Annotated in this window: 9 protein-coding genes; 8 read left to right on the top strand and 1 reads right to left on the bottom strand. The window is 36.4% G+C overall.

Translation table 11 applies throughout. The features are described from left to right. Window positions 1–215: 215 nt before the first annotated feature. From Q0A18_RS00150 to Q0A18_RS00120, 7 genes are all read left to right on the top strand, one after another. Window positions 216–899, top strand: coding sequence for a response regulator transcription factor (locus Q0A18_RS00150; protein WP_292008138.1), 684 nt, complete (start codon window positions 216–218; stop codon window positions 897–899). Further along, window positions 896–2,260, top strand: coding sequence for a sensor histidine kinase (locus Q0A18_RS00145; RefSeq protein ID WP_292008137.1), 1,365 nt, complete (start codon window positions 896–898; stop codon window positions 2,258–2,260). The genes Q0A18_RS00150 and Q0A18_RS00145 overlap by 4 nt, the downstream gene beginning before the upstream one ends. A 107-nt stretch (window positions 2,261–2,367) precedes the next feature. Next, window positions 2,368–3,618, top strand: a complete 1,251-nt coding sequence (locus tag Q0A18_RS00140; protein ID WP_292008136.1) for a TolC family protein — start codon at window positions 2,368–2,370, stop codon at window positions 3,616–3,618. A gap of 1 nt (window position 3,619) precedes the next feature. Further along, on the top strand, window positions 3,620–4,690 hold the full coding sequence (locus Q0A18_RS00135) for an efflux RND transporter periplasmic adaptor subunit (protein WP_292008135.1): 1,071 nt from the start codon (window positions 3,620–3,622) through the stop codon (window positions 4,688–4,690). Window positions 4,691–4,702: 12 nt separating this feature from the next. After that, complete coding sequence (locus tag Q0A18_RS00130; RefSeq protein ID WP_292008134.1) at window positions 4,703–7,804, top strand: CusA/CzcA family heavy metal efflux RND transporter; 3,102 nt, start codon at window positions 4,703–4,705, stop codon at window positions 7,802–7,804. 225 nt (window positions 7,805–8,029) lie between these two features. Beyond that, entirely contained in the window at window positions 8,030–9,418 is a 1,389-nt protein-coding gene (locus Q0A18_RS00125; protein WP_292008133.1) for an NAD-dependent succinate-semialdehyde dehydrogenase, read from the top strand. A 24-nt stretch (window positions 9,419–9,442) separates the two neighbouring features. Beyond that, a complete protein-coding gene (locus Q0A18_RS00120; protein ID WP_292008132.1) occupies window positions 9,443–10,543 on the top strand; it encodes a Zn-dependent alcohol dehydrogenase in 1,101 nt (366 codons plus the stop codon). A 146-nt stretch (window positions 10,544–10,689) separates the two neighbouring features. Here the strand turns inward: Q0A18_RS00120 and Q0A18_RS00115 are convergent, their stop codons facing one another. Further along, window positions 10,690–10,980: a helix-turn-helix transcriptional regulator gene (locus Q0A18_RS00115; RefSeq protein WP_292008131.1), complete on the bottom strand. Its 291-nt coding sequence runs from the start codon at window positions 10,978–10,980 to the stop codon at window positions 10,690–10,692. Window positions 10,981–11,199: 219 nt separating this feature from the next. Here Q0A18_RS00115 and Q0A18_RS00110 point away from each other — a divergent pair. After that, the coding region (locus Q0A18_RS00110) for a cbb3-type cytochrome c oxidase subunit I (protein ID WP_292008130.1) at window positions 11,200–12,168 on the top strand (969 nt) is incomplete at its 3' end.

Raw genomic sequence — 12,168 nt, 5'->3', positions numbered from 1 at the left:
CTAGTAACAACGATTGCATTCTCAACTTTATTTATGTCAGCTATTTAATTTGGGGGGAATACCAAAAACGAATGTAATTTAAAATAATTAGTATAACTTAATGACGCTTTAATCAGTAGAAATACGATAACTAAGTGTAATTTTTTTTGGTTTGATGAGGAGACTTTTGTCTCCTCTTCTATTTTTATGGATAAATTATTTTTTAAATTTGCCATATGCATATACTGATTATAGAAGATGACATCCGGGTAGCCCAATTGATTGCCAGAGGCCTTGAAGAGCATGGCTTTATCCCTACAATCGCCTATGATGGACTTCAGGGTAAAAAACTACTTGAGCAGAATACTTATGATCTGCTCATCACAGATGTAATTCTTCCAAAAATTGATGGACTGGATTTGTGCAAAGATATCAGGGTAAAATATCCCAATCTCCCTATTCTCATTCTTACAGCTTTAGGAAGTACGGATAATAAAGTGGAAGGCTTTGACTCCGGAGCGGATGATTATCTTGTAAAGCCTTTTGAGATGAGAGAATTACTGGTTCGGATCCGGGCACTGCTCAGGAGGAATGCCAGTATGAATATAGCAACGGGAAATTTATTAACATACAGCGATCTGGAAATGAACCTGAGCACAAAGTCTGTTAAAAGAAACAATATAGAAATCAGACTTACACCCAAAGAATTCAAACTTATGGAATATATGCTCAATAATCCTGAACGTGTTCTTTCCCGGAATGAAATTGCTGAAAAGGTATGGGATACTCACTTTGACACAGGAACCAACTTTATCGATGTATATATCAATTATTTAAGAAAAAAAATAGATAAAGATTTTGATCATAAACTTATTCACACAAAATCCGGAATGGGATTCATTCTAAAAACTGAAGAATGAAAATAAGAACCCGGCTAAGCCTTTTATTTACACTTACTACAGCAATTATTCTATTGCTATTTGCCGCTGCCATTTATTATTCTGCAGCCAAGGACAGGGAAAAAGAATTTTATTCTCTCCTTAAAAAAGAGGCATATACTAAGGCTAATTTATTTTTTGATGCAGATATTACCCAAAAAACGCTACAGGAGATTTATAAAAACAACCGTAAAATCCTTAATGAAGTAGAAGTAGCTATATATGATACTCATTCTCACCTGCTCTACCATGATGCCGTAGATATTGATATGGTAAAAGAAACTCCTGAAATGCTTAAAAACATTTATGATAAAAAAGAAATACGTTTTTATCAGCACGGCTGGCAAGTCGTGGGATTACGATATACATTTCAAAATGAAAATTTTCTGATTACCGCTACTGCATATGACGAATACGGATATACCAAAATGAATAATTTAAGAAACAGCAGTATATTCATTTTTGTATTAGCCACCCTTGTTATTTTTTTTACCAGTATTTATTTCTCAAAGCAGGCATTGAGTCCGGTAAGAGAAATGACTAAGAAGGCAAAAAATATTTCAGCTTCTCATTTAGATCTGAGATTAGAAGTAAAAGACAATAAAGATGAGCTAGCCGAGCTTACGAATACTTTTAATGAAATGCTTACCCGGCTGGAAAACTCATTTGAAGCTCAAAAGCTTTTTGTTTCTAACACGTCCCACGAATTGAGAACTCCTCTTACACGATTATTAACAGAACTTGAACTCTCTGAAAAAAAACAATTATCCAACGATGAATATGCCATTCTTATTCACAATCTTACTACAGATGTTCAGCAGCTTATCAAACTTTCAAACAGCTTACTTGACTTGGCGAGAGCAAATTATGATCGTTCCAAAATAACCTTTAAAACAGTAAGGGTAGACGAAATTTTACTGGATGCAAGACATCAGGTACAAAAAATGAATCCGCAATATAAGATCAGTATTCATTTCGATACGGAAACCGAGGATGATTCCGATATCTCGATAGAAGGGAATGCTTATCTATTACAAGTTGCTTTTGCCAATTTATTTGAAAATGGATGTAAGTTTTCCAGTCATTTGCAATCGAATGTATCCATTACCTATAAGGAGAAAAAAATAGAACTTAAATTTTCCGATTCGGGAATTGGTATTTCCGAAGAAGATTTAAAACATATTTTCAATCCCTTCTTCCGTGGAGATAACAAATATTTTACCGAAGGAAACGGGATAGGATTGTCTTTAACAAAAAAAATAATAGAGGTTCATAATGGTAGCATAAAAGCTTATTCTGAACTTCACAAAGGAACTATTTTCATTGTAGAACTCCCTACTTAAAAGACTTACATTATTCTAATTATTTTCTAATGTTTTTCTATTCAGTCTCTAACTGTTAACGGATAAGCGGATTCCTACCTTTGCACCACAGAATAAAGGTTGGTCCCATGCGTCACTCTATTGTAATTCTCATTTTCTTTTTCACTCTTTTTAGTCCCGCCAAAGCACAGGTAGCTTACACATTATCCCAAGCGGTAAAAGCAGCTGAAAATAATAATCCATTCATTAAAGCAAGTTCTTTGAATGTAAGCATAGCGAAAACTGATATTACATCAGCAAAGCTGATTCCTAATCTTGTCTTAAGCAATGAGACTCTGCATATATCCAAAAAATCTCATCTTACAGAAAATACGTCATGGCTGAACAACCAAAACCTTCAAGCTTCATGGCAGCTCACAAAAACATTCCAGCTGGCCGGACAAAGAAAAAATAAAATAGAAGCTGCTCATTCCACTACCAGAATATCCGAAATAGAACTGGACGAAATACGACGAGAGCTTCATGAAAATACAGCTAATAAGTGGATTGAAGTATGGGTTAGCCAGAAAGAAAGTGACCTTCTCTCTAAAGCCCTCAATAATATTGATTCTCTTGTTCATATCAATGCATACCGATTTAAAAAGGAAGTCATCACAGAAACTGAATTATACCGGACGGAACTCCTTTCCAAGCAATATAAAATCCAGCTTAAAAATACCCGGCAGGAGTATAATCAGCTATTGAATGAGCTTAAGTTCTTGATAGGACAAAATGATGAAATAATAATTAATGACAATGAAGACTACATCATAGAATTTCCCCCTTCTTTAGACTCACTAATACAAATCGCATACGAAAACAGACCTGATATAAAAGCTCTGAAAGAAACGCAACATTGGGCTGATGTGAATATTAAACTTCAGAAATCCTTAGCCATTCCTCAGCCGGAAATAGGTATTATTTATAATCCTCAGAATGCCATTCCTTATATAGGACTGGCAGCAGCAATAGAATTACCTTTTTTCAGCCGTAACCAAGGAGAAATCGAAAAGGCACAGATTCAAAAGAAACAGGCAGAATATCAGTTTGAAGCTATTCGGAAAAACCTCCATACTGAGGTTTCAAATGCCTGGACACAATATCGGGTTTACCGTCAGAATGTTGACGAATATAATTATATTATCAGACAGTCTCAACAAGTTTTAAATAATGTAAAGTATGCATACACAAGAGGTGGAACCACAATAATAGATTTTCTTGAGGCCCAGCGGTCCTGGCTGGAAACCCAGCAACAATACTTTGAAACTATCAAGCAATACAGACAAAGTGAGATACAGCTTCTCAACAGCATAGGTCTTCTAAAAAATTTAGCCCGATAATATGAACTCAAATAATATATTCTTATTACTCATTATATTCCTGTCCTTTTCTTCATGCAAAGATGAAGCTAAGGAACAGAAGGTTATTCATTCACCTATAGTAAGCAAGGATGGAATTAACATCAGAATCCCTGATCCGCAAAGCGCAAATTTCTTTACCACAGAAACAGCGGGAACACAACTTATCAGTGCCGATCTGATCGCCCCTGCACAGATAGTTGCTACCTCGATTAATAATAATATGGTTGTTTTCAGCAATCCTGAACTTACTTCCAATTACTCCGAATTACTTAATCACCGTTCTGCTATTGCCCAAAAACAAGCTATAGTAAAGCAAAAAGAAGCAGTAATTAAACAAAAAGAAGCGATCATCAGGCAAAAACAAATTGAAATAGATCGTTTCCTTGATTTAGCCCGACATGGATCAGCCACAGGAAAAGACGTAGCAGATGCCCGTACCGATAAACTTTTAGCAGAAAGTGAAAAATCAATTGCCCAATCTGAAAAAGCATCTGCAGAAGCAGATCTTATTGCAGAAAAAAGTTTGATTATTGAACATACTTCCATACTTAAATCTGCAGGTTTTAATCCTGATAAACTGATTAATAATCCTGCTAAAGATGCATGGATCATTGCTGATATTTCAGAGAATCAAATTAATAAGATAAAAACCGGAGCCCAATGTACCGTGAAATTTACGTCTTATCCCAATGAAACATTTACTGGTACAATAAGCGGGATTGCCGATGTTATGGATAATATCAGCAGAATGACAAAGGTCCGAATCATCGTAAATAATAATACCAACAAGCTCAGAGCCGGGATGTTTGCTACAGTTTCATTTGAAGTCAGTGAAGGTGATTTTATCAATATTGATAAAAACTCAGTCATAACAGTCCAGGGAAAAAGCTATGTCTTTATTAAAAAATCACCATCCAATTTTGAGAGAAGAGAAATAATAACCGGTCAGCAAATCGGTGACAGAATTGTCATTTTCGATGGTATAGAAAATAATGAACAGGTTGTAAATAATGGTTCCATGCAGCTGAAAGGTCTCTCTTTCGGCTATTAAATCCAAGAATTCATGATTAAAAAGATAATTGTATTTTCTCTCAATAACCGTTGGCTTGTAACCGGTATCAGTTTTCTATTAATGCTGATCGGATATTGGTGTTTTACTCAGCTTAAGATTGAAGCTTACCCTGATATTGCTGATACTAACGTAATTATCGTAGCTCCTTATGAAGGAAGAGCTACGGAAGAGGTGGAACAGCAGGTTACCGTTCCCATAGAAAGGGCTTTACAAAATACACCTAATGTACTGGATTCAAGAAGCAGAACCATTTTCGGACTTAGCGTTGTTCAGCTTACTTTTCAGGACGGAACCGATGATTATTTTGCACGTCAGCAGGTCATGGAGCGTCTAGCTACTGCTGAATTACCGGAAGGAGTAACTCCTGAGTTAGCACCATTATCCACTGCTGTCGGAGAAATTTTCCGTTACGTGGTAGAAGCTCCTTCTACCTTTTCCCCTACTCAATTACGGGACCTTCAGGACTGGGTAATTAAACCTTATTTGCTCCAAACCAAAGGTGTAGCGGATGTAACAACATTTGGAGGTCCGCTTAAGCAGTTCCATATTCTCTCTGATCCAAATAAATTAAGAAAATACAATCTCAGTATCTCAGACATTGAAGAAGCAGTTTCCCAAAATAACCAAAACTCAGGAGGAAATATCCTCGAACGTGGAGGGCAAGGTTTTGCTGTCAGAGGTCTTGGTACCCTGAAAACAGAAAAAGATATCGAAAATATAGTTCTTAAGTCTGAAAATGGAACTCCTGTTTATATAAGAGATGTTGCCAGCGTGGAAATAGCCCCTCCTCCTCCTAATGGTGTTTTGGGATATAGCATCCCAAAAGAAAAAATAACTGTCAATAGTGGTGTAGAAGGAATAATTCTGCTTCGCCGGTATGAAAACCCCAGCGAATCATTAAAAGACCTGAAAGAGAAACTAATTGAACTCCAGGAAAATGAACTACCTGACGGAGTAAAAATCCGTCCTCTATATGACCGTAGTTTTCTTATAGACAACTCTCTTCATACTGTTGGAAAAACTCTATTCGAAGGAGTAAGTATCGTTATTATTATCCTGATATTCTTTCTGGGAAATATAAGAAGTGCTTTAGTCGTGGCAATCACCATTCCGTTCTCTCTACTATTTGCTTTTATTATTATGCGGATTACAGGGATTCCGGCTAATTTACTTTCTCTTGGCGCGATAGATTTTGGAATCATTGTGGATGGTGCCGTTGTGATGGTAGAACACCTTATGAGGGGCTATCACAAATCATTTCCTTCTGATAAAAAGAAAGGCATCATCCCTTTGACTATCCAGTCTGCCAATGAAGTTTCAAAAGAAATCTTCTTTTCCGTCAGTATCATCATTCTGGCCTATATGCCTATTCTTCTTATGACAAGAGTAGAAGGTAAACTATTTACCCCAATGGCTCTTACTCTATCTTTCGCCGTAGTGGGAGCAATGATATTTGCTTTAACTGTAATTCCAGTACTGATATCTTTTGTTTTCCAAAAAGCGATTAATGAAAACAAAGAAATAAAAGAGCATCAAAATTTTGTTCTTAATTTTTTTGATACAGCGTATCAGAAATTATTGTCCTGGTCATCCCATATTTACAAAAAAACAGTGATAGTAGGATTCACTGTGATCATTCTTCTCATCGGGTGCGGGATCTTTCTGGGCACGGAATTTTTACCTGAGCTGGATGAGGGTTCTATTTTCTTAAGAGGAAATTTTCCAGCCGGAATAACCATACAGGAAAATGCTAAATCAGCGCCAAAAATTCGAGAGACTGTTTCCAAATACCCTCAAATTGATTTTGTCATTACCCAAACCGGAAGAAATGATGACGGAACAGATCCGTTCCCATCAAACCGGAATGAAATACTTATCGGATTAAAAGATTATAAACTATGGACGGATACCATTTCTAAAAAAGAACTGGTACATCAGATTACTTCTGATCTGGAAAAGCAGCTTCCCAGTGTACAATTCACTTCCGGCCAGCCTATTATAGATCAGGTGATGGAGATTGTAACAGGAAGCGCTGCGGATCTTGCCGTATCTATCGTAGGAGAGGACCTCGGCATGATGCGAACCAAAGCTGACAAGATTGCTTCCATTATGCAATCTATGGAAGGCAGTAAGGGGGTTAATATAGAACAGGAAGGAACCCAGGAACAGCTAGCTATTACTATTAACCGTGAGGAAGCTGCCCGTTACGGAATTAATGTTTCAGATATTCAGAATATGATAGAAGCCGCTATCGGAGGAAAATATATTTCTGTTTTATATGACGGAACAAAACGTTACGATATTTTAGTCCGTTACTTACCTCAATACAGAAACAATATTGATGAAATCAAAAAACTTCTTGTCACGTCAGCTTCCGGTGCTTTGATTCCGATGGGAGAATTAGCCAGCATTGAATTTGTAGCCGGTCAAACCAACATTTACCGTTATAGCAACAAAAGAATGATTACGGTAAGAGCCAATATTTCCGGGCGCGATCAGGGAGGTTTTGTAAGCGAACTTAAATCAAGAATTAAAGACAAAGTTGATATACCGAAAGGATACAGTATCGTTTACGGTGGACAATATGAAAATCTGGAACGTGCAGGAATGCAACTGGCATTAACCATACCATTGACTATACTGCTTGTGTTTTCCTTACTGTTCCTTCTTTACAAAAATGTAAAAGATACTCTTATTACCATGTCCTGTATTCTGTTTGCACTAGCAGGAGGTATTATTGCCTTACTTTTAAGAGGTTACTATTTCAATGTTTCCGCAGGAGTCGGTTTCGTTTCTATATTCGGAATTTCCGTAATGGCCGGAGTGGTTTTAGTATCTGCTCTCAACAGATCTATAAAGGGACAAAGCATCCAACAGGGACAGATCAATAAAGTAGCTAAAGAACAACTAAGAGCTATCTTATCTATATTGATCCTGGCTATTTTAGGACTCATTCCTGCTGCGACGTCAACAGGAATCGGGTCTGATGTTCAGAGACCACTCGCTACTGTTATTATAGGAGGGTTAACCAGTACCTTAATCTTTACACCTTTACTTATTCCTCATCTATTTTACTGGATAAAGCAAAAGTAAAAAGTTATACTTTGTGTTATATATAAAAATAATCATATTATATTCTTAAAAAACTGTTAAATAATTCTTATTATAGAAAAATAGTATAAAATATCCTTATTCAATAAATAAATAAAATTATAAAATAGGGTAAGATATTTTGTCATTTGATCTGCTATTTCTAATTTTATAAAATAATCAATCAAACGATTGTTTTATTTTTTTAATTTTAATTAAATCTATAACATGGAACAAAAAGCAGTATACAAATCACTTAATCCGGCTACCGGAAAAATAGAAAAAACATTTGACGAAATTTCAAAACAAGATTTAGACAAAGCACTGGATAAAGCAGTAGAAGCTTACAAAAGCTGGAAAAAGACCTCATTTGCAGAACGTGCAAAAGTCATCAAAAAAGCAGCAGAACTATTCAGGGAAAGAAAAAATGAACTTGCTAAATATGCTGCTATAGAAATGGGAAAACCTTTGAAGGAAGGAATAGGTGAAGTAATGTTTTCCGCTCATATATTAGATTATTATGCTGAAAATGCAGAAGAATTTCTAAAAGACTCTCCTATTCAATCCCTTTCCGGAAAAGCATTCATATCTTACGAACCTATTGGTCTCCTACTTAGTGTCCAACCCTGGAATTTTCCATATTACCAAATTATCCGTACCGCAGCAGGAAATATCATGGCAGGAAATACCTATATGCTAAAACATGCCTCCAATGTACCTCAATGTGCTTTAGCTGTGGAGCAAATCTTTAAAGATTCCGGTCTTCCTGAAGGGGTTTATAAAAATATATTCCTTTCCAGTAAGAACATAGATACATTAGTGGATGATCCACGTGTAAAAGCTGCAACGTTAACAGGAAGTGAAAGAGCCGGATCCGCATTCGCTTCTGCTGCTGCAAAAAATTTAAAAAAGACTACTCTTGAATTGGGTGGCAGTGATCCTCTTATTGTTTTAGATGATAAGAATCTGGATAAAATCATCAAGCTGATTATTATGGCCAGATTCGGAAACTGCGGACAGATCTGTGTTTCATCCAAAAGAATCATCGTATTAAAAGACTTTGCCGATCAAGTACTGGAAGGCATAAAAGAAGGAATCAAAACTATCAAGGTAGGAGATCCTCTAAAAGAAGACACTACAATGGGACCTTTAAGCAGTGAACATGCTATGGAAGATGTTCTTAAACAAATACAGACCGCTGTAGACCATGGGGCTAAATTAATAGCAGGAGGAAAACGTATCGGAACAGTAGGCGCTTTTATGGAACCTACAATTTTAACAGACATCGATGAAAATAACCCTATTGCTAAGGAAGAGGTTTTTGGACCTGTACTGATGCTGTATGTAGCACAAAATGAAGAAGAAGCTATTAAACTTGCCAACAATACAGATTTCGGCTTAGGAGGAACAGTATTCTGCAGTGATGAAGAAAGAGCAGTGAAAGTCGCTAAACAAATTGAAACAGGTTCCGTAGCCATCAACAGGCCTTTCCCATTATCCATGGAAATTGAAATTCCGTTTGGAGGAACAAAACGTTCAGGATATGGACGTGATCACTATTTGAGTGGAATTCGTGAATTCTTAAATGAAAAAACCATCAAAATCGAACAATTATAAACATTAATAATAAAGATAAGTACTATGAAAATGTCTGTTGTAAATAATCTGGGATCTGCATTTGAAACTGTAGAGGGAGAATTGGACCAACCTATAGGATATGAAGTTCATATAACGGTAAAAGCATCGGGTCTATGCCATTCAGATCTTCATATCCGTGACGAAGGATATGGTTCTCCTTTCCCGACATTATTAGGACATGAAATAGCCGGTATTGTAGAAAATGTCGGTGAGCTGGTTACAGAATTCAAAAAAGGTGACCATGTGGTAGGCTGCTTGATCCAATTCTGTGGTCATTGCCAGGAATGCCTAAGTGGTCACACTTATTTATGTGAACATCCGGAATATACTTTACGTACTAAAGATCAGAAGCCAAGAGTAAAATTTAAAAATTCTGATCAGTTTTTATTCCAACAATATGGATTGGGAGGATTTGCAGGTGAAGCTTTGGTTCATCAACATCAGCTGGCAAAGGTTCCGGATGAGATTCCTTTTGATAAAGCCTGTATTTTAGGATGCAGCACGGTAACTGGAGCAGGTGCAATCATCAATACTGCACATATACGTCCGGGGGATTCCGTGGCTATTATAGGAACCGGAGGAGTCGGTTTAAATGCAATTTCCGGAGCCAAAGTAGCTGGAGCTACAACTATTATTGCTATAGATCTTGTAGATGAAAAACTGGAATTTGCCAAAAAATTTGGAGCAACCCATACCATCAATTCCGGTAAAGAAGATGCTATTGCCAAAGTAAGAGAAATTACTAATGGAGGTGTGAATGCTGCATTTGAAGTCATCGGTTTAATACCTACTGCCCAGCAGGCTATTGGCATGGCCAGAAAAGGCGGTGGTGCTTATTTGATTGGACTTCAGAAACCCAAAACGGAAATTCCTGTACCGGGATTTGAGGGATTAATTGCTCAAAATAAAAAGATAGAAGGTGTATGGATGGGTTCCACCAACCTGAAACATGATATTCCGATGTATGCCAAAATGTATCTGGAGGGACGTATGAACCTTGATGATCTCGTTTCCGAAACAATCAGCATAGATGAAGTAGATGATGCTTTCAGACGTTTAAAAGAAGGTAAAGTATTGGGAAGATCTGTGATCACCTCATTCTGATTTATCATCTTAAACAAAAAAACCATCCAAAAGGATGGTTTTTATTATTTACCAAATATTCGTACAATACCTTACACACAATATAATGAAAGTATTGCCGCAAATATATAACTTGAATTTGTCAACAATATTGTTTGAAAGAATAATTATAAATATTCCTCAGGAATAGGAATATTATTTTCTCTCATATAATCAATTAAGCTATAATATTTCTCCGCACAATCACTGGAGCATTTTCCTGATATACTACAAATCTCTGATGGCTCAATATCTAAGATCTGAGCTATCTTTGACAAATTCTCCAAATTCATCCTACTTTTGGAATTTTCAATATCTGAATAGGCCTTTTGTGAAATTCCCATTTCAAAAGCCATATATTCTTGAGTAAAATCCCTATTTCTACGTATTTTTCTGATAGTTTGTCCACATTCTTTCATCGCATTTGTTTTAGTAGTTTTTAGTATGGTTTAGAAGTAATTCAACTAGATTTCGACAAAGTTAATAAATACCTTTGGCAAAACATTATACATCTACATGATATTTATTCTCAATGGAATTAAGTTTTTAATGATATTTTATGCATAATAAAAATTTATTAATAAAAATTTCAATTAAGAATTATTTATCATAGACGCTAAAAAAACATATTTGAAGTTATGGAGACTCAAAAGTTTAATTATGACAATACTATTGTCAGAGCATTTTTATATGCAACTATTGTATTCGGAATCATTGGTTTTATCTTAGGGCTTACAGCAGCATTAATGCTATTTTACCCGGAACTTCCCGAATTCTTATTCGGTACAGATGATACCACCATTAAGAGTTTAGCTTCTGGAAATATCCAAGGTTTAATAAACACTCAAGGTGCTTTAGGCTTTGGAAGAATCAGAATGCTTCACACAAGTGCGGTGATCTTCGCATTTGTATGTAATTCATTCTTCTGCGGGGCTTATTACTGTATGCAGAGACTGCTTAAAACAAGAATGTTCAGTGACACACTGTCCTGGCTGCATTTCTGGACATGGCAGATCATGATTCTAAGTGTAGTTATTACCTTCTTAATGGGAATCAATACTTCAAAAGAATATGCGGAACATGAGTGGCCTATCGATATATTAATTACTGTTTCTTGGGTAATCTTCGGAATCAATATGTTTGGTACCATTGCCAAGAGAAGAGTAAGACACCTTTATGTAGCTATCTGGTTCTTTATTGCAACATGGATTGCCGTGGCAATGCTGCATATCTTCAATAACCTTGAAGTTCCTCTATCTTTCACAAGCTGGAAATCTTATTCAATGTATGCCGGTGTAAAAGACGCTCTTGTACAATGGTGGTATGGTCACAATGCAGTAGCATTCGTATTAACAACTCCTGTATTGGGTCTGATGTACTACTTTATGCCTAAAGCGGCAGAACGGCCGGTATTTTCATATAAACTTTCAATTATCCACTTCTGGTCTTTGATCTTCGTATATCTTTGGGCTGGTCCTCACCACCTTCAGTATACTGCATTACCTGCTTGGGCTCAGGCATTGGGAACAGGATTCTCTATCATGCTGATCGCTCCGTCTTGGGGAGGTATGTTAAACGGGCTTCTTACATTGAGAGGAGCGTGGGAT

It is taken from the genome of Chryseobacterium sp. (genome assembly GCF_022712095.1).
GTDB lineage: Bacteria > Bacteroidota > Bacteroidia > Flavobacteriales > Weeksellaceae > Chryseobacterium.
This window is presented reverse-complemented; position numbering and strand designations above follow the sequence as displayed.